This is a genomic window from Lawsonibacter faecis, assembly GCF_014287675.1.
GTDB lineage: Bacteria > Bacillota > Clostridia > Oscillospirales > Oscillospiraceae > Pseudoflavonifractor > Pseudoflavonifractor faecis.
This window is the reverse complement of sequence record NZ_JACOPQ010000001.1, coordinates 74,605-97,578: the sequence shown is the minus strand read 5'-3', so window position 1 is coordinate 97,578 and position 22,974 is coordinate 74,605. Positions and strand designations below refer to the sequence as shown.

Genomic DNA, 22,974 nt, shown 5'->3' with positions numbered 1-22,974 from the left:
CCTCGCCTCATTTCATCTCTCACCCGCCTTGAAGTTGTAGATGGGGCGGATGATTTTCTTTATTTCAGCCGTGGGGCCGATGTTGTCCACGATGGCGGACATGTCCTTGTAGGCCATGGGGCACTCGTCCAGGGTATCCCGGCCCACGGAGGTGGTGTAGATGCCCTCCATGGAGCGGCAAAACTCCTCCACCGTGAAGACTGACGCTGCCGCGTGACGGCTCATAAGGCGGCCCGCGCCGTGGGGGGCCGAGCAGTTCCAGTCCTCGTTGCCCCGGCCCACACAGAGAAGACTCCCGTCCCGCATATTGATGGGGATGAGCAGGCGCTCCCCCTTTTGGGCGGAGACGGCCCCCTTGCGGAGGATCATGGCGTCGGTGTCGATATAATTGTGAATGGTGCTGATGGTCTCCCGCACCGTCAGGCCCAGGCCTTGCACGATTTCGCCCAGCATGGCCTTGCGGTTCAAGAGGGCGAAGCGCTGGGTGAGCTTCATGTCGTGGAGGTAATCGTCGAAGAGGTCCCCCTCCACGTAGGCCAGGTCCGGCGCGACTGCCCCGGCGGGGCGGCGCTTCCTGGCCTCCCGCAGGGCGGTCTCGATCTCCTGGAAGCGGCCCTGGGCCTTTAGGGTCTCCATCAGCTCCTGAAGCTGGCGCCTGCTGCTGCCGGAGAGGGCGCGGTAGCCCTCATCCTGGTACCAGCGGGCCACCTCGGTGCCCAGGTGACGGCTGCCGGAGTGGATGACCAGATACAGCGTCCCCTCATCGTCCCGGTCCACCTCGATGAAGTGGTTGCCGCCGCCCAGGGTGCCGATGGAGTGGCGGGCCCGGTGCTCGTTGATCTGGCCGAAGCAGCGCAGCGCGCGCAAATCGGCCTGGGCCTGGTAGGCGTGGGGGTGCTCCCGTATCTCCATCCCCGCGGGGATGTTGGCACGGATAAAGCGGTCCAGGCCCTCCAGATCCAGAGACTTCTCGTCCAGAATGGCGGTCTCCATGCCGCAGCCGATGTCCACACCCACCATGTTGGGCACCACCTTGTCGTGGAGGGTCATGGTGGTGCCGATGGTGCAGCCCTTGCCCGCGTGGGTGTCGGGCATCACCCGGATACGGCAGTTGACCAGATAATCCTGGTCACACATGAGGGCGATTTGCGCCCGAGTGGTCTCGTCAATCGCGTCGATAAACACTTTGGCGGTGTTATACGCGCCGGTAATTTCGATCATATGGTTCACCTATCTTCAGGGGGCGCATCCTCCAGCGGGACATGCCCCCTCTTTCTCACTCATATTCCTGCTTATGCGGCGATGTCCCGGTAGCGGGGTGCGCTCAGAACCTCCAGCATGTAGGCGTAGGGGGACGGATTGCCGCCCAGCACCATCTCAAAGAGCCTGGGCGTACAGCCGGAGACCAGCGCCACGCCCTGCTCGTTCATGGTAACGGGCTGTTGAAGCGCACGGCTCGCCACATTCCAGAACACCACGCGGGGAAGCTTGTAGCCCTTGGCCTCGAAAGCACGGCGGGCGTACTCAAAGTTGGTCAGATCCGCGTGCTCCGCGCAGGAATCGAATTCCATGTCGGAGATAAAGTACAGCGCGGCGGGCAGGTCTGCCTGCTTCAGGCGGTTCTTCACCGCCGTGCGCAGGATGAGGTCAAAGACCGCCTGAACATTGGTATTGGCGCACTCGTTGAAGCTCTCGGCGTACTTCACCTGCTCGTAGAGGTCCCGGCCCTTTACCTCCACCAGCCGGGGGCGGCCGGAGAAGGTGATGAAGTGACCCCTGAACGCTCCAATGTTGCGCTGGGCGAAGTAGAGCCCCAGGGACAATGCCACCGCGGCGGGCATGGGCTGCGCCCCGCTCCAGTACATGGAGCCCGAGCCGTCCACCACCACCAGGGCGTCGCCGTCCCCGGCATAGTCGGGCAGGGCCTTCCAGGTGGTGTCCAGTGTGAGGCGCTCGGCCTCGGAAACTGTGCCGTTCAGGATGGGGGCCACCAGCTCGTAGGGGTACAGGGTCCCCGTGTGCAGCTTGGCCTCGCCCGCGCGGACCTGCTCCAAAAACGCCTGATAGCGTGCGCCGTCGTTACGGAGAAACGCCTTGCGGTACTTAAGCATGGCCTTTGAGGGCTGCTTGGCATAGTCAAAGGTGTAATCCCGCTCCCGGAGGCTGTTCTCCAGGAGGGCGATTCTGGCCCGGAGCGCGGAGAGGGTCTTGCGGTACCGGGCGTCGCTCATCCCCAGAGCGCGGGCCACCTGCTTGGCGGCCCGGACGGTCCCGGCATTGCTGGCATTCACCGAGGGGAGCCACTTAGCGAGCAGCGAGACAGTTTCCCCCTCAGCGCCGAGTGCGGCGGTATCTTTGGCGAGCTGGCTCTTTATGTAGACAAGCATCTGTCCTCTGCAGGGGGTATCCAGCAGGGTCATCAGGTCGTCGTAGCGGCCGTACTCAGGGATGTTCGCCAGGTTCTTGACCACCGAGGCGGGGGCCAAGGCGGAGAGGGTCTTTAACATGGCCCGGAAGGTCCGGCGCTCGCCGAGGCCGCCCCGGACGTCCCGAGCGAAGAAGGCGATTTTCATTGCCAGGTCGGGGTTTTCGGCCCAGGCCCGGGTGAAGCGGTCCGCAATCTCCGCCTCGGGGGCGGCGCGGAGCGCGCCGACGGTGGAAAACAGGTCCAGGCAGCCACTCATGGTGGTGGCGTAGGCGGCCGCACCGTTTTCCGTGCGGGTGGACAGGGCTTCTTTTTTCAAAAACGCAAGCATGATGATGACCTCCTTACCTGCTTGACGGTTTCAAGGCACAGTTTCGACGCCGGTTGCCCGGTGTTGTGGAGTTGAACCACGTTCCTGAATGGAATGACCAAGTTTTGGTTGCTGTCTGTGCCTTTCAGAGATACAAGGCGCCATTTCAGCGGGATTCGGACCCGCGTCCCCTGGTTATGAGCCAGGCGCTTTTACCACTTAGCAATTGAAAAGCTGCTGTTGACGCCTTTTGACAACGCACCGTTTACGATTTACAGTTAACAGCTGTATGTAGGATTGCTGTTGGTGCGTTTGATGCAAGGCGCGTACCGGGTTTTCAAGTCCGGCATTCAGTGCAGCGCCATGCGACGCACTGTCGGAGAAGGTTTTGCTGTCCGCGCCTTTCATACTCCAATCATAACCGAGAGAGGAAAACTTTTCATTCCAAAAAAGTTGCGAGGTCTCCCGTTTTGTCGTAAACTGACAGATAAGGGGAGGTGGCGGCATGGCTTACAGTGAGCTGGTCAAGCGGTTTGACCGGGTACGGGACTATATGCGGGATTTTCTGATTTTCGGCTTCAAGACCCGGGAGGACTTCGGACAAAAGAGTGCCCGCACCTACGACAACGAGCGCCGGCGGATCGAGAGCTGGCTGGGTGACGGGCTGCGCTGGGAGTACCGTCCGGGCGGGAAGGCCGTCTTCCTCTCCGTGGACGCCTCCGGGCTGCCCTCCAATCCCCTTTACCGGGCCTGGCAGTCCAAGAGCTTCACCGATAACGACATCACCCTCCACTTCTATCTGCTGGACCTGCTCTCCGACGGCCGTCCCCGCCACGCCGAGGAGGTTACAGATGAGCTGGCGGATCGCTGCGAGCGGCTGTTTGAGCTGTCCACTGTCCGGCGGAAGCTGAAGGAGTACGGCGAGCTGGGTCTTTTGGACATGCAAAAGCAGGGCCGGAGGCTGTGCTACGCCCTCTCGCCCTGCTCTTTGGATGCGCTTTTCCCGGATAAAACCGGCCTTAAAGAGTTTTTGGGCTTCTTCGGCGAGACGGCCCCGCTGTCGGTGCTGGGCAGCTTTCTCGCCGGCCGCACCGGGGATGGGGACGCTCAAATCCGATTTAAACACCACTTCATCGTTCACACCCTGGAGGACCAGATTCTCCTCACCATTTTGGAGGCCCTCCGGGCCGGCCGGCGGCTTGAGCTGACCAATGTCAGCGGGAGGGACGGGCGGGAGAGCGTGTGCCGGGTGGTGCCGGTGAAGCTCATGGTGAGCGTTCAGAGCGGGCGGCGCTATCTGGTGGCCCGCCGCCTGGACCAGCGGCGGTTCTCCACCTTCCGCCTGGACTATATCAAGGCATTGACGCCGCTCCCCGGCCAGGATGGGGATGAGAACTACCGCGCCCTGGCGGAGCTCCGCCTGGCCCACGCCTGGGGTCCCGCCCTGCCCGGCAACGAACGGACCCAGCGTTTCTCCATGACGGTGGCGGTGGACGAGGAGCACGAACCCCATATCATCCAGCGTCTGCACCGGGAGGGCCGGGGCGGCGAGGTGGCCCGGCTGGAGCCCGGCCTCTGGCGCTACACAAACGAGGTCCACGACGTGGGCGAGATGATGAACTGGGTCAAGACCTTCATGGGGCGCATCGTAGCGCTTGAGGGGGACGATCAGCGCGCCATCGACCGCTTCTATGACGACGTCCGCCGTATGGCAGGGATTTACGGGGGTGAGGTGTAATGGAACTCTTTTCCGAGGTTTACGGCTGTTACTACGAGGTGGTGGCGGAGATCCTCCGCGCCGCACCGCTGAATCGCCGCCAGATGGAGGCTCTGGTGGGGGCGCGGGGTTATGGGGAGAGCACCCTCCAGCTCATTCCCAAACTGCTGGACCAGAACGCCTGGCCGCTGCTGGAGGAGCGGGAGGGGCTGTTCTATTCCAGACTGGAGCATCCTCCGGTCTTGCCTGTGACGGCTTTGGAGTGTTCCTGGCTGAAGGCCCTGCTGGACGACCCGCGCATCCGGCTTTTTCTCACCGACGAACAGCTGACTCATTTAGCGAAAGCCCTTCGGGATGTGGAGCCCCTTTACCGGCAGGAGGATGTTCTGTACTTTGACCGCTATCTGGACGGCGACGACTACGCCGACCCGGACTACCGCCGGCGGTTCCAGGCCATCCTGACCGCCCTGCGGGAGGGGGCCTTCCTGCGCCTGGCCTACGCGCCGCCCAAGGGCCGCCTCCGCCTGGGCGACCACCGGCCCCTGCGGCTGGAGTACTCCGCCAAGGACGACAAGTTCCGGGTCTACACCGCCAAGGCATGGCATAGGGCCTTTCAGGGCTATCATGTCCTCAACCTGAGCCGCATACGGGAGGTAGGGCCGTCCGCCGAGCGATACTGCGGCCGCCTGGACCTGGATGGCTGGCGCCGCCGACACCGCTGTGCGGAGCCGCTGCTCCTCTGTGTCACCGGCGAGCGCAACGGCATTGAGCGCTTTATGGTGGAGTTCTCCTCCTATGAAAAACAGAGCGAGTATGACGAGAAGACGAAAAGTTGCACCGTCAGGCTGTGGTATCAGCGGGATGATGAGACCGAGGTCCTCATCCGGCTGCTGGGCTTCGGCCCGGTCATCCGGGTGCTGGGCCCGGCGCGCTTCGTGGAGCTGATGCGGGAGCGGGTGCTGCGGCAGGCCTGCCTTTCCGCTGGCGGCGCTGGATGGGCCGGCGCCGGGCCCTCATAGCGGTTTACGCAGCAGCCTGTCCCGGAAAAGTGTCCTTTGGTTGCTCACTCATGGGGCGCGGTACCATCCACCAGCGCCGTCTTTATCGCCGGAATCAGCACCGCGTCCAGGGAGTCCGGGTCGCCGGAGCACTGTATGTATTCCACGCTGAGTCCCTTATCCTCGGCGGCCTGGGCCACCTTGCGCATGAGCGAGGACTTCCCGCAGCCCGGGCCGCCCTTCAGAATAATAATATTTTCCGCAACGGCGGGGTCGATGAGCTGGTCGTAGAGGGAGTAGAATCCCGCGGGGGAGTTGGCCCCCAGATAAAACCGTACCTGTGGTTGTGCAGCCATAGCGAACCTCCATTCTGCCGCCAGAGGCGACAGTACAAAATGAACTGGAAAAGGACCTGGGCGGCGCGCCAGTCGCAGAAAAAATGCGGGCCGCAACCCTTTCTTCTCTATCCCAAGGTATGCCGGGCCACAGGCGGGGGTTCTGATTTGCGCCTTGCCATTTTGGGAAAATTATCGTAGAATATCGGTACATGAGTGAAAGGGGGGAGACGATGGACGCGGAAAAGCTCAAGCTCAGCCACATGACCACCGCCGGCGGCTGAGGCGCCAAGATAGGACCGGGTGTCCTGGGAAATCTGCTGGCGGACCTGCCGAAGGGCTCGGACGAGCGCCTGATGGTGGGTTTTGACGCCAGCGACGACGCCGCTGTCTACAAGGTCAGCGACGACATTGCCATAATCCAGACCGTGGACTTTTTCCCGCCCATTGTGGACGACCCCTTTACCTTCGGGCAGATTGCGGCCGCCAACGCCCTCTCCGACGTGTATGCCATGGGCGGCGCGCCCAAGCTGGCCATGAATCTGCTCTGCTTCCCGAGCTGCCTCCCTCTGGAGGCAGTGAAGGCCATTCTGGAGGGCGGCTCCAGCAAGGTGCTGGAGGCCGGGGCGGTTATCGCCGGAGGGCACAGCATCGAGGATAAGGAGCCGAAGTACGGCCTCTGCGTCACCGGCTTTGCCCGGCCGGAGGAGATTCTGACCAACAGCGGCGCCCTTGAGGGCGATTTGCTGGTCCTCACCAAGCCGCTGGGCACCGGCATTCTCTCCACCGCCGCCAAGGCGGGGCTGCTGGGGGCGGAGGAGGACAGGGCGATGATTTCGCTGATGACCACCCTCAACAGGGCCGCCCAGGAGGCAATGATGGCTGTGCGGCCCCACGCCTGCACCGACGTGACCGGCTTCGGCCTGCTGGGCCATGTGAACGAGCTGGCTCAGGGGAGCGGACTGACCGTGGAGTTGTGGGGAGAGGCCATTCCCGTAGCCGGAAGGGCGCTGGAGCTGGCCCGGGAGGGGATTATCCCCGGCGGAGCTTACCGGAACCGGGATTTCCTGGCCGGGAAGGTGGCGGTGGACGGCGACGTGCCCCTGGAGCTGGCCGATGTGCTTTACGATCCCCAGACCGCCGGCGGCCTCCTGATCGCAGTGGGCGAGGAGCGGGGAGAGGAGCTGGTCCGCCGCCTGGAGGACCGGGGGGTGCCGGGGCGCATCATCGGCGCGGCCAGGGCGAAAAGCGAGGCTGCCGTCCGGGTCAGACGGCGTGGATAACGGCAAAAAAACCGGCTGTGAGCAGTTGCTCACAGCCGGTTTTGCAGCCTTCTGTCAAGGAAGCCCCGAAGGGCTTCCTTGACAGAAGGCTGCATGGCGGACAGGACTCAATTTCTTGGGAAAAAGTTGCCCCATGCGCCTGAGAAGTGTCACTTCTCAGGCGCATGTTCCCAGAAATGACGGATTATCATTTGATTGCGTTGCCTGCGGACGACGCAGATCTGCGAGGCTTGCTCTGCGGAGATTTTTTGACAGCCGGTTTTTATCTCACCCCACGCCGCGGTAAACCCGGGGTGCGTATGTTTTTATTTCTCCGACTCCTCCAGCACCGTCTGGATGGTGCGGCCGGCGGCCTCCTTGGCGTGCTTGTCGACCTCCATCTGGTTCTTGGGGCTGCGGATGATGATGCCCGCGCCCTGGACGCAGCCGCCGTCGCAGGCCATACCCTCGATAAAGTTGCCGTCCAGCACGTTCCTGCCCGCCTTGAGGAAGGCCAGCTTGCACGCCTCGATACCGCTGCAGGGCACGGCCTTGAGCTCGAACTCCTCCTTGGCGACGCCCTTCTCCGCGAGGGCCTCGGCCACGGCGGCGGAGACGCCGCCCGAGTGGGCGAAGGCGCGGCCGAAGCCGGTGGCGTCGTCCAGCACGGCGGGCTCGATGGCCTCAATGTACACGCCCCGGGACTCAAAGAGGGGATAGAGCTCCTCAAAGGTGAGGACGCAGTCGATGGCGCCCATGGTTTTGCCCAGGCGGAATTCCTTCTTCTTGGCCACACAGGGCCCGATAAAGACCACCTTGGCCAGGGGGTCCACCTTCTTGATGTGCTTGCCTATCATCACCATGGGGGAGGGTGTGTGGGAGATGAGGTCGGCCTGATTGGGAAAGTTTTTCTCCACGTAGTCCACGAACGCGGGGCAGCAGGAGGAGGCCAGCATCCCCTTCTCCAGCAGCTCGCCGGACTCCTCCCGGGCGACCATATCCGCGCCCAGGGCGACCTCGTACACGCCGTGGAAGCCCAGGGCCTTCAGCCCGGCCACCACCTGGCCCAGGGTCGCGGGGGCGAACTGCCCGGCGATGGCGGGAGCCACGGCGGCGTAGACGTGATAGCCCCAGCGCTCCGCGCCACGGAGCATCTGGACCACGTCCACAAGGAAGGATTTATCCATAATCGCGCCGAAGGGGCACTGGTACACGCAGGTGCCGCAGGAGATGCACTTGTCGTTGTTGATGGCGGCCTTCTTGTTCTCGCCCATGGAGATGGCGTCACCCTTGCAGCCCCGCTCACAGGGGCGGAGGTTCTTGGTGATGGCGCCGTAGGGGCAGGCGGAGGTGCACTTGCCGCAGGCGATGCACTTGCTCTGGTCGATCTCCGCCCGGTGGTTCACCACCGAGATGGCCTCCCTGGGGCAGACATGGACGCAGCGGGTGGCAATACAGCCCCGGCAGGCAGGGCCCACGGTGATGGCGGAGACGGGGCACTCGTCGCAGGCCACCTCCATGACCTCCACCACGCAGGGGTTGGACTTGTCCCCTCCCAGGGCCATCTTTACCCGCTGGGATACCACCGCCCGCTCCTTATAGATGCAGCAGCGCATGGTGGCGTCAGGGCCGGGGACGATCTTCTCCGGAATATCCAGAATGCCGGTGGTCAGCCTGTCCTCCCAGGCCAGGGCGGCCACCTCGCGCAGCACGTCGTTTTTCAGCTCTTGAACCTTGGTTTCAAATACCCGCATATGTACTCCTCTTCTCAGCGCACAATTCTCATATCTTGAATCGAAACCATTGTAAGGTCTTGTCATTTTCCTGTCAATTGCATTATACAGGATTCCCGGCGTTCCGGCAAACTTTTGTGAAAATCCGCCCACTGCAATTCCTGGAAATATGATATACTATGTAAAACCTGTTTAAGGGCCGGGGAGTCGGGTCCCGGGCCTTCCGGTCTGAAACCGATGAATTGGAGGACAATTCCATGAGCGAAAACCCGCTGCGCCGGCTGCCCAAGATGGATCTTCTGCTCGCCCGCCCCGCCCTGGCCGGAGAAGGGTTTCCACGCGCCGTTCTGGTCCGGGCCGCCCGGGAGACCCTGGAGGAGGCGCGGCGTGAGCTGCTGTCCGGCGGTTTGTCCGGCCCGCCGGAGGCGGACGAGCTGGCGGATCGGGCCCGGGCCCGGGCGGCGCGGCTGTCGGCGCCCCATCTCCGGCGGGTGGTCAACGCCTCCGGAGTGGTGCTCCACACCAATCTGGGCCGCGCCCCCCTGGGGATGGAGGCGGCCAGGGCCGCCTACGATGCGGCCCTGGGGTACTCCAACCTGGAGTACGGCCTGGAGGCGGGGGAGCGGGGGAGCCGTCACGACCATGTGGAGGCCATTCTCTGCGAGCTCACCGGAGCGGAGGCCGCCATGGCGGTCAACAACAACGCCGCGGCTGTGCTGGTCATGCTCTCCGCCCTGGCGGGAGGAAAGAGGGCGGCGGTCTCCCGGGGGGAGCTGGTGGAGATCGGCGGAGGCTTCCGGGTGCCCGACATTATGGCCCGGAGCGGCGCGGCGCTCCTGGAGGTGGGGACCACCAATAAGACGCGCATAGCCGATTACGAGCACGCGGTGCTCACCCGGGGGGCCGAGGTGCTGCTTAAGGTCCACACCAGCAACTACGAGATCGTCGGCTTCACCCAGGACACCCCGCTGGAGGAGCTCTCCGCCCTCGGGCGGCTGCACGGGCTGCCCCTGCTCTACGACCTGGGCAGCGGCGCCCTGGACCGGGAATTTCTGCCCGGCCTGAGGGAGTGCCCCACTGTGGCGGGTGCGCTGAGGGCGGGGGCCGACGTGGTGTGCTTCTCCGGCGACAAGCTGCTGGGCGGGCCCCAGGCCGGGATTGCCGTGGGGAAAAGGACGTATATCGAGGCCATGAAGCGGGACCCAATGGCCCGTGTGGGGCGCATCGACAAGCTGTCCCTGGCCGCTCTGGAGGCCACCCTGCGGCTGTACCGGGACCCGGCGCAGGCCGGGGCGCGGATCCCGGCCCTGGCCATGCTGAACGCCCCGGCGGAAGCGCTGAAGGCCCGTGCCGAGGCCCTGGCGGCGCGGTTGAGGCTGGTTTTGGACGGCGTTTGCACCGTCGCCGCTGTTCCCACGGAGGACAAGGTGGGGGGCGGCGCCCTGCCCAGCCGGGCGCTGTCCGGCTGGGCCGCGGCCCTGACGCCCCTCGGCGGCGGCGTGGAGGAACTGGAGGCCGCATTCCGCGCCGCGCCAACGCCCGTGGTCGGGCGCATCCACAGGGATGCGCTGCTGCTGGCCCTGCGTACTCTGTCGGCTGAGGACGAGGAGGCGGTGGTGGACGCGGCAAAAGGACTTGTGGGCAAAGCTGAGTGATGCCCGAAAGACAGCTTGCTGTCAAAGATGCCCGGAGGAGCTTCTTTGACAAGCTGAGACAGGAGGCTGTTCCCTTGCGCCATTGCATCATCGGCACCGCCGGACATGTGGACCACGGCAAGACCGCGCTGACCCTGGCGCTCACAGGAGTGGATACCGACGCGCTGGCGGAGGAGAAGCGCCGGGGCCTCACCATTGAGCCGGGCTTCGCGCCCCTCTCCCTGCCGGGCGGGATTGAGGCAAGCATCGTGGACGTGCCCGGCCATGAGAAGTTTATCCGCAATATGCTCGCCGGCGCGGCGGGAGTGGACCTGGTGCTTCTGGCTGTGGCCGCCGACGAGGGCTTTATGCCCCAGACGCGGGAGCACCTCGGCATCTGCGGCCTGCTGGGCGTCCGGCGGGGCGTGGTGGCCCTCACCAAAAGCGACCGGGTGGACAAACCGCGGCTGGAAGCCGCCATGGAGGAGGTGCGCGCCGAGACGGCGGGGACCTTCCTGGCGGAAGCGCCCATAATCCCCGTCTCCGCCCGCACCGGCGCGGGGCTGGAGGAGCTGACCGCCGCTCTGGCCCGGCTGGCGGAGGCTGCGGAAAAGCGGCCGGAGGGCGGGGCCTTCCGCCTGGCCGTGGACAGGGTTTTTACCCGGCCCGGCTTCGGCGTGGTGGTCACCGGCACCCTGGCGGAGGGAGCCGTGGCATTGGGGGACGAGGTCTGTCTCTACCCCGCCGGGAAGAGGGCGCGGGTTCGGGGCGTTCAGCACCACGCTGTTCCGGCGGAGCGGCTGGAGGCGGGCCAACGCGCCGCCCTCAATCTGGCGGGTGTGGAGCGCTCCGAGCTGGGCCGGGGGGACACCGTGGCCGCCCCCGGCTCCATGACCGTGACCGAGCGGGCAGACGTGCGACTCACCCTGCTGCCCGGCGCCGCCTACCCGGTCAAGAGCGGCTGCCGGCTCCACCTCCACCACGGCACGTCGTCCCAGATTTGCCGCTGCACCCTGCTGGGGCGGGGCAGGCTGGAGCCGGGGGAATCCTGCTATGCCCGGCTCCACCTGAACTCGCCCCTGGCCGCCCGGCCCGGGGACCGCTTCGTGGTGCGCTTTTTTTCCCCGGTGGTCACCGTGGGGGGCGGCGTGCTGCTGGAATTGGCCCCACGGCGCAAACAGAATGACCCGCTGCTTGAGGAGGAGCTGGCCGCCCTGGAGACGGGGGAGCCCCGTGAACTCGTTTCGGCGGGAGCGTTTCTACTGGAGGCGGAGGCCCTGGCCGGGGCGGAGGCGAGGGCCGGAGCATTGCTTGGCGCCTACCACGAGGCGTATCCGCTGCGAGAGGGCATGAATCTGGAGGAGCTGCGGGGAAAGCTGCTGCCCGGCGCCGGCACGGCCCTGGCCGGTGCGGTGGTGGAGGAGCTGGCCCGGCGGCGGGTTATTTACGTGAAAGGCCCGGTTGCCGCTCTGAGCGGGTTTCGCCCCCGGTACGATGAGCGCAGCGCAAGGATGCTGGACGCCCTGCTGGTCCGCTACCTCCGGGCCGGGCTGGTCCCGGAGACCAACGAGGCGGTGGCCGCCTCCTTTGGCGCCGACGCGGAGCTTTGCCGCCAGGTGGCCGGGCGGATGGTGACCGAGGGACGTTTGGTGGCCCTGAGCGGAGAATACCGCGTCCATAAAAAACACCATGAGCGGGCGCTGGAGATTTTGTACCGCCTCTATGAGACGGCGGACGTCGTCTCCCTCGCCCGGTTCCGGGACGCCTGCGGGGTCAGCCGGAGGTATGCCCTCCTGCTGCTGGAGTACTGGGACAGCCGGGGCGTGACGGCAAAATCGGGGGAGGGGCGGATTTTGATAAGACCGCGTTGACCCGCGCCGGCTATTCAGCTATAATACTCTCTTGGAGGTCCCCTGCGGGGCCTCCGCCATATGGGAGCAGCTGGGGTCCGGTGGCCCCCACGGTCTTCAAAACCGCTGCGGGCGCTTCTGTCGCCCGGGTGAGTTCGATTCTCACCTGCTTCCGCCAGAAGCGCGAGGGCGGGCGCATGGGGGACGCGCCGCACGCAAATCCAATGATTAACACAGCCTCAAAAGCGTGTAAAGCGCTCCGGCATCCTGACGGATTGCCGGAGCGCTTTACACGCTTTTTGTCCCGGAAGATCTACGATGGGCCTCCCAGCGGGCGTATGCTTCCATATGGCCCGGTTCTCATGGGCGGCCTCTTTTTCTATATTTCCTTAAAATGCAGGAACCACAGCCGGAATTATGTTACAATAGCGCAAAGGAACTTGGCAGAATACTCCCGATGACATAGGAGGTGGGCACCGTGCCCGCAGTGAAGAAGCGCGCGCCGTCCCTGAAGTGGCAAATGGCGGGTCTGGCCCTGACGTGCTGGCTGGTGCCGGTGGTGCTGGTGCTCTGCGTGATGGGCTGGTATGTGTCGGACAGCCTGGGCCAGCGCTCGGCGGACCATCTGGCCGATCAGTTCCAGGTCAATGTCCGCATGAGTATGGAGCGTCTGGACGGCGCAGTGCGCTCCTCCCGCCGGGCGTCTTACGACGGCATGCTGGACGGCTACCGGCCGGGGGAGGATATTTGGCCCCGGCGCTATGCCTCCACCTATAACTATCTGGTGCGGCAGTACCAGGGGGACCAGCAGTTCTCCATGGCGGCCTTCTGGTTTATTGAGGACCCGGAGCAGATGCGCTGCGGCATCTGCAACACCAATGCCGGCGGCAGCTACCAGGCCCTCTCCGCCTTTTGGAGGAAGGACTTCCCGGCCCTGCAGGAGCTGGCCGGCCGGCTGGACACCTATGTGGCCTTTTACGAGAGCGGCGGCCACCTCTACCTGGTGCGCAACATGATGGACCACCGCTTTCAGGCGATGGGCGTGCTGGTGCTGGAGCTGGACCGGTCCTACTATTTCGACAACCTTACCGTCCTGCCCTGGGCGGAGTCCGTGCGGCTGGAGCTGGGGGAAGGCGCGGCCCTCGCGGTCAAGGGGGAGGCCCCTTCGGCCGGGGAGCTGGGGCTGGACCCGAACCACTCCGGCATCTGGTGGGGGGACACCCCCGGCCCCAGCGCCGTGTACCAGCGCATGAACGGGCCGGACTACGCCCTTTCCGCGCTGGCCACGGTGGATACGGATTATCTCCTGGGCCAGTCCTCGGGCTATAAGGCCCTGCTGCTGGGCATGGCCCTCTTCCTCCTGCCCCTGCTCTTCTTCGTCTTCTGGTTCTTCAACCGGAAGATCTCCCGGCCTATCCAGGCCATGACCGACGGGGCCATTGCCATTGAGGAGGGCGCCCTGGGCTACCAGATGAGCTATACCGCCAACAGCCGGGAGTTTCAGTATCTCACCGACTCCTTCAACCATATGTCCGGCCAGCTCCAGAGCCAGTTCGACCATATCTACCAGGAGGAGCTGGCCCTCAGGGACGCCCGGATCAAGGCCCTCCAGTCCCACATCAATCCCCACTTCCTCAACAACACCCTGGAGATCATCAACTGGGAGTCCCGGATGAACGGAGACGCCAAGGTATCCAAGATGATTGAGTCCCTCTCCACCGTGCTGGACGCGGCCATCGACCGGGACAAGCGGCCGGAGGTCCGCCTGGCGGAGGAGATGACCTATGTCTCCGCCTATCTCTACATCATCGACCAGCGCTTCGGCCGCCGCCTGAGCGTCAACGTGGACATCCCCGACGCCCTGATGGACTGTATGGTGCCCCGGCTCATCCTCCAGCCCGTCATAGAAAACGCGGTGGAGCACGGCATCGGCCCCGGCGGCAGCGGCACCATCACCCTCCGGGGCCGCCGGGAGGGAAACCTTCTCCTGCTGGACACGGAGAACGACGGCGGGCTCTCCGCCGAGGACGAGGCCCATATCGCCCGCCTTCTGGCCCCGGAGTACGATGCGGCCAGGGAGCCCTCCGGCAACCTGGGCATCTCCAACGTGAACCAGCGCCTGCGCATTCTCTACGGCCCGCCCAGCGGCCTGACCATCACCAGGGGGGAGGGCAGTCAGGTGATAGCCCGTATTACGATTGTCCTGGAGCCGGGTAAGGGGGGGAGTAACCCTTCTTCTTACCCGTCAAGCGATACTCTTAGCCCAAAATTGGGCAGGTAAGCAATTAGGTACAACAAATGGCAAACGGGGCTATTCGTTTTTTCCAAAAAAAGTGTAGTATAAATATTGAACAAAGGAAGCGCGACTGCCCTACAAAATCTTATGGAGGTTGTACTATGAAAGGCAAAAGATTGCTTGCACTGTCTCTCTCTGCTGCATTGACGCTCTCGCTCCTGGCCGGCTGTGCCAACAACAACACCGGCGGCGGAGACCCCGCGCCCAGCCAGTCCCCCTCCGCCAGCGTCTCCCAGACGCCCGCTCCCTCCACCCAGCCCTCCGCCAAGCCCGTTGAGCTCACCGTGGTGACCTCTTACGGCGGCGACGACGGCAACCGCAAAAACTATGAGAACGCCGTAAAGCAGTACGAGGAGGCCACCGGGAACACCGTGATGGACGCCTCCGCCACCTCCAACGAGGAGTGGAAGGCCAAGGTCCTTACCGATTTTGAGACCGGCTCCGAGCCCGACGTGCTGTTCTTCTTCACCAACGCCGACGCCGAGCCCTTCGTCAGCGCGGGCAAGGTGGTGGACATCGCCACCATCCGCGAGACCTATCCCGACTACGCCTCCAACATGAAGGACTCCATGATGGCTGTGGCCGCCGACGGCAAGAACTATGCCGTCCCCTCCTCCGGCTTCTGGGAGAACATGTTCGCCAACACCGCCGTCCTGGACGCCTGCGGCGTGGCCGTTCCCGGTCCCGACTACACCTGGGAGGCGTTCCTCAAGGACTGCCAGACCATCAAGGACGCGGGCTACACCCCCATCGCCTGCTCCCTCTTCGAGGTGCCCCACTACTGGTTTGAGTTCATGATCATGAACAACGGCACCTGTGCCGACCAGCTGGAAGTTCCCACACTGAACGCCGACGGCAGCCTGGTCATGGACGCCGTGGCCGAGAAGTGGATCGCCGGCCTCAACGACATGAAGACCCTCTATGACATGGGCTTCTTCCCCGACAACACCCTCACCGCCTCCGACCCCGAGACCGTCCAGCTCTTCGCCGACGACGAGGCCGCGTTCCTCATCGACGGCTCCTGGAAGGTGGGCCACTTTGTGGATAACTACGCTGACACCCTGGACCACTATGCCCTGTCCTATGTCCCCGCCAAGGGTGAGCGCAAGGCGACCGACATGATCGGCGGCATCTCCATGGGCTACTTCATCTCCCAGAAGGCCTGGAACGACCCCGCCAAGCGTGACGCAGCCGTGGCCTTTGTCGAGCACATGACCTCCGACGCCGTCCTCTCCACCTTCGTGACCACCGAGGTCACCGCCCTGAAGAACGGCGCCACCCCCTCCGGCCTGAACTCCCTGCAGCAGTCCGCCGCCGACGCCAACGCCTACGTCACCGAGGTCAACGGCGCCGTGCAGGACACCATCACCAGCGAGGCCAAGACCGACCTCTTCGCCAATGTGCAGAACGTGGTCACCGGCAATATGACCCCCGAGGAGGCCATTGTCTCCGCTATCTCCCTGAACTGACTGCGCGCAACTGATACTTAGGGAACGGGGCTGCGGTGCAGCCCCGTTTCTTACGAAGCGGCATACCTGTTCCGCAGCGGCTGCCAAGAGAAATCCCCGGGGCGTTCCAAGTGGAGTGGACTTTGGCCCGGCGAGTTTAGGAGTGAGATTTATGGGTGGTTCGACCCTCTACAAAAAGAAGACGCCGCTGATTGTCTTCCTGGTCCCGGCGTTTATTTTCCTGATTCTGTTTCTCTACTATCCCTTCGTTCAGAACATTATCAACAGCTTTTCCGATATCACCGGCCTGGGGACGGCGGCGAAGGGACTCAACGACCCCTGGTACGCCAACTACGTCACCCTCTTCACCGACCCCAAGCTGCACACGGCCCTGAAGAACACCCTTATCCTCACTCTTGCCACCATCGTCTTCCAGGTGGGCATCGCCCTGATCCTGGCCCTCCTGGTGGACAGCATCCGCGTGGGCGCCCAGGTTTTCCGCACCCTCTACTTTTTCCCCATCGTCATCTCCGCCACCGCCCTGGGCCTGATGTTCAACCTCATCTTCCTCTACAAGGGCGGCATGGTCAACCAACTGCTGCTGAGCCTGGGGGCCATCACGGAGAACATCAACTGGAAGGACGAGGCCCACTTCATGTTCACCATGCTTATGCCGGTTATGTGGCAGTACGTGGGCTTCTACTTTGTGATTCTGGTCACGGGCCTGAACAACATCTCGCCCGACCTCTACGAGGCGGCCAGCCTGGACGGGGCCTCCGGCCTCAAGACCGTGCGGTACATCACCCTGCCCATGCTGCGCAACGTCCTGTGCACCTGCCTGGTCCTGGCCATCACCGGGGCGCTGAAGGTCTTCGACCTCCCGTGGGTCATGTTCGGCGCCGGGATGCCCCTGGACCAGGGATGGCTCACCGGCACCTATATGTACGACCAGACCTTCAACCGCGGCAACGTGGACTACGGCTCCACCATCGCCATGCTGATTGTGGTGCTGGGCGTGGTGCTCTCCAATGTGGCAAACCGGGTGTTCCGGCCCCGGGACGATGTGTAAGGGGGGGAACGGAATGAATCTCACACATAAGAAGCTGACGCCATCCAAGGTTGTGACCTACATCGTCCTGTGCTTCTGGGCGATTACCACGCTGTACCCCTTCGTCTGGGTGATCCTCAACTCCTTCCGGGAGAAGGGGCTTATCCGCAAGGACTCCTTCTCCATCCCCACGGCGGGCAACGGTTTCACGCTGGACAACTACGCCACGGCTATGGACCGCTTCGACTTCGGCAGCGCCTACCTCAACAGCATCCTCGTCTCCGTGGTGGTGACCATCGTGGTGGTAATTCTGGCGGGACTGTGCGCTTACGGCCTGGTGCGTTACCGCTTCAGGGGCCGTGGCCTTCTGTACAGCCTGATTATGGCCGGCATGATGTTCCCCGTCTTCTCCACCATCATCCCCGTCTTCCGCATGGAGGCCGCCTGGGGCATCGCCTCCACCGGCAACCGCTGGCTCAGTCTTCTGGCGGTCATCCTGCCGCAGATTGCGGGTAATTTGTGCTTCGCCACCATTGTGCTCATGGGTTTCATTGAGTCGGTGCCCATCGATCTGGAGGAGTCGGCCTATCTGGATGGGTGCAACGTCTTCCAGGTGTATTTCCACATCATCATTCCCGCGGCCAAATCCTCCTTCGCCACGGTGGCCATCTTCTCCTTCCTGTGGAGCTATAACGACCTCTTCACCCAGAGCTTCTTCCTGCGCTACCCCAAGGAGAAGACCATCACCCTGCTTCTGAATGAGATATCCTCCCAGGCAGGCGTGAACTACGGCCTCATGGCCGCCTCAGTGGTCCTCATCGTCATTCCCGTCCTGGTCGTCTACGTCTGCCTCCAGAAGCATATCATCAAGGGGCTGACTGCTGGCGCCATCAAAGGCTGACGCCGCGCCGGACATGGCAGGCCGCGGCTCCCGATGCGGGAGCGCGGCTTGTCATGTCCGCCCTTTGCTGTTAAAATGTGCTGGGAGGGGACGCCAATGTACAAGGTCATCATTGTCGACGACGAAAACATCATCGTGGAGGGCCTTCAGCGCGTGGTGGACTGGACCAGGTACGGCTGCCGTGTGGCCGCCACCGGCCACGACGCCGCCTCCGGGGCGGCGGCCATCCGGGAGCACCGGCCCGACATCCTCTTTACCGATATCAAGATGCCCAATGAGGACGGCCTCACCATGCTGGCGGGGCTCAAATCCGAGTTTCCCGACATGATGGTGACGGTCCTCACCGGCTACCGGGACTTTGAGTACGCCAAGCGGGCCATCGACCTGGGCGTGGCGCGCTTCCTGCTCAAGCCCTCCAGGATGGACGAGCTGGAGGAGGCAGTGGCCTTCATGACCGGCCAGCTCGACCGCCGCAGGGCCCTCCGGCCCCAGACGCCCGAGACGGCGGAGGAGACCGTGGAGGAGTCCGCCGCCGCCAACGCCAACAGCTTCCTGGCCCGGAAGGCCCAGGGCTATATCCGGGAGCACTGCGCGGAGAAGCTCTCTCTACAGGATGTGGCCGACCACTGCTATGTGAGCCAGTGGCACCTCTCCAAGCTCCTCCATAAGCATTTGGACATGACGTTCTACGACCTTTTGAACGGCGTCCGGGTTGAGAAGGCCAAGGAGCTGCTGGAGGACCCGGCCCTGCGCATCAGCGAGATCGCCGCTATCGTGGGCTACGCCGACACCGCCCATTTCTCCCGGGTATTTAAGAAGAGCGAGGGCATCTCCGCCAACGAATACCGCAACCTCCACTGTGGAGGGAAATAGCTGCAGCAGCCGGCCGGGACGCCTGTCCCGGCCGGCTGCTTTGTGCGCTTTTTATTCCCGCCCCGCCAGCTTCTTTAGTATCGCCATCTGGGACTCGTAGTCCGCCCGGTTCTCCTCGGGACTCTTGGTGGGGTCGTCCTGGTCGTAACGGCCGCAGGGGAGCTCTCCGCACAGGCCGCAGTGGGGGAGCATTTTCTCCGTCACGCAGCACTGATAGATGGGACAGACCGCGTCTCCGGTGTACTCCGTCCAGAAAACCCTGCCCTCAATGGCGGGACAGCCCCCGCATGTCTCCGGATAGTATCCGCAGCCGGAACATACCACGCCGCAGCAGCTGATGATCTCTTCCATCCTGACGCCCCCTTTTGACCAGCGTAACAGAAAAGCCGGACGGATACAAGACCCGTCCGGCTCAGGCTGCCGAAAAAAACAGGGATGGGAGCGGTTACCGCGCCTTGGGCAGGCTGGCCGCCGCCACGCTCTGCCCCAGGGAGCGCACCCGGCTGTCCGGGGCTTCCACGGGGAAGGTGCAGCCGGGGTACTCCCCGGCGAGCACCCGCCGGGCCTCACCGAGGAGAATGTCGCCCCCCGGCCCGCCGGCCACGCCGCCCATGATGAGGGCGCGGCGGATATCGTAGAACATGGCGTACAGCCCCAGGGCGTGGCCCAGGTAGACGCCCAGGTCCCGGTAGACCGCCTCCATCCGGGCATCACCACGGTCCATGAGTCCCCGCAGGCAGGCAAACTGGTCGGCCGGGCCGCCCTCGGGCAGTTCAATGCCCGCTATGGCAGCCAGCTTCACCGCGCCGTCCTGGCTGAGGTACTTTACGCCGCAGCCCACGTCGCCGCTCCACTCGTCCCGGGCGGCTTCGTGCTGCACGTCCAGGGGGGCGAAGGCCAGTTCGTTGAACCAGCCGGTCACGTTGCCGCCGCCGTCCACATAGCCCCCGGCCTCGCTGGTGCCCATGGAGATGCCCAGCACCCCCGCAGCGCCCAGGGCCATGGCGCCGGAGAGGGCGGTCACGTCGCCGTCGTTGGCCACCACGCAGGGGATATCCGCCCCCAGGTCCCGGACGGCGCGGGGGAAGATGTCCTTGACATACCGGTCAAAGTCCTCCCTGCCCACGCCCAGGAAGAGGCTCGCCACCATGCAGCGGTCCCCCACAAACACCCCCGCGGAGGAGATGCCCACGCCGTCCACCCGGGGGAGATGCTCCGCGGCGGAGCGCAGGGCGGCGGTCAGGTGGGCGAAGTGGTAGGCCGGGTCCGCCTCCCCCTTGGGACGCCAGGGACGGCTCTCGGAGAAAATACACTTGCCGTCCGCCACCGCGCTGATCTTCAGATTGCTGGCCCCGGCGTCCAGGCCGATGCGGCAGCCGTCCAGATGCCCGCCCACCGGGGCGGGGGACTCCTTCGCCGCCGGACGGTCCTCATAGGGGCGCCGCTCGACAACAAAGGGCCGCTCATAGACCCCCTCCATAAAGTCCCGGTCGAAGTCACGCTGGCCTCCGGGGGCGTAGACGGACTCCAGATAGGCGCCCGCGGCGTCGCTGCCGCAGGCGATGAGCTTCCACCCCCCGCGCATCCACAGCAGGGCCTTCGCCAGCCGGTCCACGTAGAGCCGGTCAGCCTCGCTGAGCTCCCCCCCGGTGCGCAGGGCGGTCTCGTATACCGATACGAGGCCGTCCTCCCGCTCAACCGCCAGGGCGAAGGGGTGGGCCGCTCCGGCGCGGTAGGCCTCGAAGAATTTTGCCAGAGGCACAAAGCCCGTATCCAGCTCGGGGTGGTTTTTCACGGTCAGGTCCAGTCCCAGAAAGTCCATAGCGCATCCTCCTGTGCTCTTGTTGAGCCTATTTTATCATAGCGGCGGGGGAGATGGCATTGCCTATTCCTGCACTTTTTTTGCACAAACCGCCGGGCTTTTTTCCGCAGCCCTTGCGCTGTCCGGCCAGGAGGGGTAAAATGGGGGCAGCCAAGGCCGAAGCCTCACCCCAAGAGAAGCCCTGAATTTAGCAAGGAGGAGCCCCCTATGATTTACGACACGCTGTCCAACGTCAATACCTATGCCGCCCTGTCCCCACGGCTGCGTAAGGCCCTGGAGTATCTGGCCTCCACCGACTTCTCCCAGGTGGCGGACGGCCGCTATGAGCTGGAGGGGGACGCCCTTTTCGTCAATGTGATGAGCGTCACCACCAATCCCCGCCCCGCAGCGGGAAGTCAGCGTCTTGAGGCCCACGACAAGTATCTGGACGTGCAGTATCTCGCAGCCGGAGAGGAGGTCATCGGCGTGGCCCCCCGGGCGGCCCTGGGGGCGTGCGAGCCTGGCGAGGGCGACATCTGCTTCCTCACCGGCCGATGCACCTACCTTCCCATGGGCCGGGGGCAGTTCCTGGTGGTATGGCCCCAGGACGCCCACGCCCCCTGCGTGGCCGTGGATGCGCCGGCCCCCGTCCGCCGGGTGGTGGCGAAGGTCAGAATTGAGGATTAAAAAGCGGCCCCCGGATGCACCGCATCCGGGGGCCGCTTTTTGAGTGAGACGTACAGGGGCGAACCTGAGCGTTATAATGTAAAATCCTCGTCCTTCAGCCGGCTGAAATCCGGGGTTGTGGGTTTGGGAGGCACCCGCTTGAAGGGGTCGTATTTAAAACTGCGGCAGCTCTCCCCGGCGGGGACCACGCCTTTTTTCCTGCACAGCACCGATTTATCGTCCAACGCCGCACCCCGCTCACAGTAGGCGCAGCGGGGCTCGATTGACTTCTCAAACAGCATTCAAATTCCTCCGAAGCTCCCATATTTTCTCCATAAGTAAAGTATACAACAGGAATCCCGGCTTTTCCACTGTTACGGCCTTATTTTGGACAAATTTTTGTGCGGCGCGCGGCGGATGGCCGCCCAGGCCGCCATGAAAAACAGGAGCCACACCACCCAGGCGGACACGGTGGAGATGGTGAGGGCGGTGTGGAAATCCAGCGAGGCGATGGAGGCCACCTGCTCGGCCAGGTAGGAGCTCACCGGCTCCTCGAAGGAGAAGAAGCGGAACAGCCCCGCCACGAAGAGGGCGGAGAGCCCGCCGTGCATCAGCTTGCCCAGAATATAGGTCCGTACGCTCAGTCCGCTGCCGCCGATGAAGGAGAGCACCTGGCAGTGGACCGACACCCCGGCCCACCCCAGCATGAAGGCCGCCATGCTGAGCCTGCCCGCCAGCGCTCCGGAACCGGACAGGGTCCACACGCCGGAGGAGATCTCCAGAAAACCCGTGAGCAGCCGCTCCGCCCACTCCTCGGAAAAGCCCAGGGGGGAGAGGAGAACCCCCAGCGCCTTGGCCACGCCGGGCAGCACGCCGGAGAGGAAGAGCAGCTTGATGACCACCGTGAAGAAGACCACAAAGGCGCAGATATTCAGCGTGGAGAAAAAGGAGTTTTTGATGCTTCCGGTGAAAGCGGTGGTGAACCGCTCGGCGTGGAACTGGGGCGCGGCCCGGCGATCACCCTTCCGGGCGCCCCCAGCCTTGTAGAAGCGGAAGACGATGCCGATGCACACCGACGCCAACCCGTGGGCCAGGTAGAGCAGCAGCCCCACCTTGCTGCTGCCGAAGACCCCGGCTCCCACCACGCCCAGGATGAAGGCGGGGCCGGAGTTGTTGCAGAAGGCCAGCAGCCGCTCCGCCTCGGTCTTGGAGCACATGCCCTTTTCGTAGAGGCTGATGGCGGTCTTGGCCCCCACGGGGTAGCCGCCGATGAAGCCCAGGGCAAAGGCGGAGGCACAGGCCCCGCTGACGTTGAAGAGGGGCCGCATGACGGGCTCCAGGAGGCGCCCCAGATAGCCCGCCAGCCCCAGCTCCACCACCAGGGAGGAGAGGACGAAGAAGGGGAAGAGGGAGGGAATGATGACATTGTAGCACAGCGTCAGCCCGTCCCTCGCCGCCTGCATGGACTCCTGGGGGAAGAACATCAGCCCCAGGGTGGCCGCCAGCAGGGCCAGCCCCAGCACGCTGTCGCGCACCCATTTTTTTGAGAGCAGCTTGGACATACCGCCATCACCTCCGTCTTAAAACGGTATGCGGTGCAGGCCTGTCCCTATGTCCGGGCGGGAAAAGGATTGTAATTGCCCGCGATATCAGATATAATTTATGTTGAAATAAAGG

Annotated in this window: 19 protein-coding genes and 2 tRNA genes; 12 read left to right on the top strand and 9 right to left on the bottom strand. The window is 64.1% G+C overall.

Annotated elements, in window-relative coordinates:
- Positions 1-12: 12 nt before the first annotated feature.
- The 3 genes from H8S62_RS00435 to H8S62_RS00425 all read right to left on the bottom strand — a co-directional run bounded on the left by H8S62_RS00435 (position 13) and on the right by H8S62_RS00425 (position 2,969).
- Positions 13-1,221: an RtcB family protein gene (locus H8S62_RS00435; protein ID WP_186918146.1), complete on the bottom strand. Its 1,209-nt coding sequence runs from the start codon at positions 1,219-1,221 to the stop codon at positions 13-15.
- A 71-nt stretch (positions 1,222-1,292) separates the two neighbouring features.
- Positions 1,293-2,756, bottom strand: coding sequence for a DUF2828 family protein (locus H8S62_RS00430; RefSeq protein WP_186918145.1), 1,464 nt, complete (start codon positions 2,754-2,756; stop codon positions 1,293-1,295).
- Positions 2,757-2,896: 140 nt separating this feature from the next.
- A tRNA-Met gene (locus H8S62_RS00425) sits at positions 2,897-2,969 on the bottom strand.
- A gap of 271 nt (positions 2,970-3,240) precedes the next feature.
- On the opposite strand from H8S62_RS00425, the gene H8S62_RS00420 reads away from it, so the two are divergent.
- Positions 3,241-4,473, top strand: a complete 1,233-nt coding sequence (locus tag H8S62_RS00420; protein WP_186918144.1) for a helix-turn-helix transcriptional regulator — start codon at positions 3,241-3,243, stop codon at positions 4,471-4,473.
- Positions 4,473-5,471 (top strand): WYL domain-containing protein, encoded by a 999-nt coding sequence (locus H8S62_RS00415; protein ID WP_186918143.1) that lies wholly within the window; start codon positions 4,473-4,475, stop codon positions 5,469-5,471. The genes H8S62_RS00420 and H8S62_RS00415 overlap by 1 nt, the downstream gene beginning before the upstream one ends.
- A gap of 44 nt (positions 5,472-5,515) precedes the next feature.
- Here the strand turns inward: H8S62_RS00415 and H8S62_RS00410 are convergent, their stop codons facing one another.
- Positions 5,516-5,806, bottom strand: coding sequence for an AAA family ATPase (locus tag H8S62_RS00410; protein WP_155145381.1), 291 nt, complete (start codon positions 5,804-5,806; stop codon positions 5,516-5,518).
- A 212-nt stretch (positions 5,807-6,018) separates the two neighbouring features.
- Here H8S62_RS00410 and selD point away from each other — a divergent pair, with 212 nt between their 5' ends.
- Positions 6,019-7,068, top strand: coding sequence for a selenide, water dikinase SelD (gene selD, locus H8S62_RS00405; RefSeq protein ID WP_186918142.1), 1,050 nt, complete (start codon positions 6,019-6,021; stop codon positions 7,066-7,068).
- Positions 7,069-7,373: 305 nt separating this feature from the next.
- On the opposite strand, the gene H8S62_RS00400 is transcribed toward selD, so the two are convergent.
- Positions 7,374-8,801 carry a 4Fe-4S dicluster domain-containing protein gene (locus H8S62_RS00400; RefSeq protein ID WP_155145385.1) on the bottom strand — a complete coding sequence of 476 codons (1,428 nt, stop codon included), beginning with the start codon at positions 8,799-8,801 and terminating at the stop codon, positions 7,374-7,376.
- 236 nt (positions 8,802-9,037) lie between these two features.
- Between H8S62_RS00400 and selA the strand changes: the two genes are divergently transcribed.
- The 8 genes from selA to H8S62_RS00355 all read left to right on the top strand — a co-directional run bounded on the left by selA (position 9,038) and on the right by H8S62_RS00355 (position 18,830).
- On the top strand, positions 9,038-10,435 hold the full coding sequence (gene selA, locus H8S62_RS00395) for an L-seryl-tRNA(Sec) selenium transferase (RefSeq protein ID WP_186918141.1): 1,398 nt from the start codon (positions 9,038-9,040) through the stop codon (positions 10,433-10,435).
- Between the two features lie 74 nt (positions 10,436-10,509).
- A complete protein-coding gene (selB, locus tag H8S62_RS17845) occupies positions 10,510-12,285 on the top strand; it encodes a selenocysteine-specific translation elongation factor (RefSeq protein WP_243255232.1) in 1,776 nt (591 codons plus the stop codon).
- A gap of 62 nt (positions 12,286-12,347) precedes the next feature.
- Positions 12,348-12,442, top strand: a tRNA-Sec gene (locus H8S62_RS00380).
- Positions 12,443-12,742: 300 nt separating this feature from the next.
- Entirely contained in the window at positions 12,743-14,545 is a 1,803-nt protein-coding gene (locus H8S62_RS18450) for a histidine kinase (protein ID WP_186918140.1), read from the top strand.
- A 116-nt stretch (positions 14,546-14,661) separates the two neighbouring features.
- Positions 14,662-16,029 (top strand): ABC transporter substrate-binding protein, encoded by a 1,368-nt coding sequence (locus H8S62_RS00370; RefSeq protein WP_186918139.1) that lies wholly within the window; start codon positions 14,662-14,664, stop codon positions 16,027-16,029.
- Positions 16,030-16,180: 151 nt separating this feature from the next.
- Positions 16,181-17,077: a carbohydrate ABC transporter permease gene (locus tag H8S62_RS00365; RefSeq protein ID WP_155145395.1), complete on the top strand. Its 897-nt coding sequence runs from the start codon at positions 16,181-16,183 to the stop codon at positions 17,075-17,077.
- 13 nt (positions 17,078-17,090) lie between these two features.
- Positions 17,091-17,957 (top strand): carbohydrate ABC transporter permease, encoded by an 867-nt coding sequence (locus H8S62_RS00360; protein WP_155145397.1) that lies wholly within the window; start codon positions 17,091-17,093, stop codon positions 17,955-17,957.
- Positions 17,958-18,053: 96 nt separating this feature from the next.
- Positions 18,054-18,830, top strand: coding sequence for a response regulator transcription factor (locus H8S62_RS00355; protein WP_155145399.1), 777 nt, complete (start codon positions 18,054-18,056; stop codon positions 18,828-18,830).
- A 51-nt stretch (positions 18,831-18,881) separates the two neighbouring features.
- Here the strand turns inward: H8S62_RS00355 and H8S62_RS00350 are convergent, their stop codons facing one another.
- Together H8S62_RS00350 and H8S62_RS00345 are read right to left on the bottom strand one after the other, a co-directional pair.
- Entirely contained in the window at positions 18,882-19,181 is a 300-nt protein-coding gene (locus H8S62_RS00350; protein WP_186918138.1) for a DUF3795 domain-containing protein, read from the bottom strand.
- Positions 19,182-19,275: 94 nt separating this feature from the next.
- Positions 19,276-20,652 (bottom strand): ROK family protein, encoded by a 1,377-nt coding sequence (locus H8S62_RS00345; RefSeq protein WP_186918137.1) that lies wholly within the window; start codon positions 20,650-20,652, stop codon positions 19,276-19,278.
- A gap of 207 nt (positions 20,653-20,859) precedes the next feature.
- Here H8S62_RS00345 and H8S62_RS00340 point away from each other — a divergent pair, with 207 nt between their 5' ends.
- Positions 20,860-21,318: a NanQ anomerase/TabA/YiaL family protein gene (locus H8S62_RS00340; protein ID WP_186918136.1), complete on the top strand. Its 459-nt coding sequence runs from the start codon at positions 20,860-20,862 to the stop codon at positions 21,316-21,318.
- A 71-nt stretch (positions 21,319-21,389) separates the two neighbouring features.
- On the opposite strand, the gene H8S62_RS00335 is transcribed toward H8S62_RS00340, so the two are convergent.
- Both H8S62_RS00335 and H8S62_RS00330 read right to left on the bottom strand, forming a co-directional pair.
- Entirely contained in the window at positions 21,390-21,599 is a 210-nt protein-coding gene (locus H8S62_RS00335) for a hypothetical protein (RefSeq protein WP_186918135.1), read from the bottom strand.
- Positions 21,600-21,671: 72 nt separating this feature from the next.
- Positions 21,672-22,859, bottom strand: coding sequence for a nucleoside recognition domain-containing protein (locus H8S62_RS00330; protein WP_155145410.1), 1,188 nt, complete (start codon positions 22,857-22,859; stop codon positions 21,672-21,674).
- Positions 22,860-22,974 lie beyond the last annotated feature (115 nt).

Coding starts and splice junctions, on each gene's coding strand:
- H8S62_RS00340 (WP_186918136.1), top strand. CDS start 20,860: ATGATTTACGACACGCTGTCCAACGTCAATACCTATGCCGCCCTGTCC.
- selA (WP_186918141.1), top strand. CDS start 9,038: ATGAGCGAAAACCCGCTGCGCCGGCTGCCCAAGATGGATCTTCTGCTC.
- H8S62_RS00365 (WP_155145395.1), top strand. CDS start 16,181: ATGGGTGGTTCGACCCTCTACAAAAAGAAGACGCCGCTGATTGTCTTC.
- H8S62_RS00350 (WP_186918138.1), bottom strand. CDS start 19,181: ATGGAAGAGATCATCAGCTGCTGCGGCGTGGTATGTTCCGGCTGCGGA.
- H8S62_RS00345 (WP_186918137.1), bottom strand. CDS start 20,652: ATGGACTTTCTGGGACTGGACCTGACCGTGAAAAACCACCCCGAGCTG.
- H8S62_RS00435 (WP_186918146.1), bottom strand. CDS start 1,221: ATGATCGAAATTACCGGCGCGTATAACACCGCCAAAGTGTTTATCGAC.
- H8S62_RS00330 (WP_155145410.1), bottom strand. CDS start 22,859: ATGTCCAAGCTGCTCTCAAAAAAATGGGTGCGCGACAGCGTGCTGGGG.
- H8S62_RS00355 (WP_155145399.1), top strand. CDS start 18,054: ATGTACAAGGTCATCATTGTCGACGACGAAAACATCATCGTGGAGGGC.
- H8S62_RS00400 (WP_155145385.1), bottom strand. CDS start 8,801: ATGCGGGTATTTGAAACCAAGGTTCAAGAGCTGAAAAACGACGTGCTG.
- H8S62_RS00410 (WP_155145381.1), bottom strand. CDS start 5,806: ATGGCTGCACAACCACAGGTACGGTTTTATCTGGGGGCCAACTCCCCC.
- H8S62_RS00370 (WP_186918139.1), top strand. CDS start 14,662: ATGAAAGGCAAAAGATTGCTTGCACTGTCTCTCTCTGCTGCATTGACG.
- H8S62_RS00360 (WP_155145397.1), top strand. CDS start 17,091: ATGAATCTCACACATAAGAAGCTGACGCCATCCAAGGTTGTGACCTAC.
- H8S62_RS00415 (WP_186918143.1), top strand. CDS start 4,473: ATGGAACTCTTTTCCGAGGTTTACGGCTGTTACTACGAGGTGGTGGCG.
- H8S62_RS00420 (WP_186918144.1), top strand. CDS start 3,241: ATGGCTTACAGTGAGCTGGTCAAGCGGTTTGACCGGGTACGGGACTAT.
- H8S62_RS00335 (WP_186918135.1), bottom strand. CDS start 21,599: ATGCTGTTTGAGAAGTCAATCGAGCCCCGCTGCGCCTACTGTGAGCGG.
- H8S62_RS00430 (WP_186918145.1), bottom strand. CDS start 2,756: ATGCTTGCGTTTTTGAAAAAAGAAGCCCTGTCCACCCGCACGGAAAAC.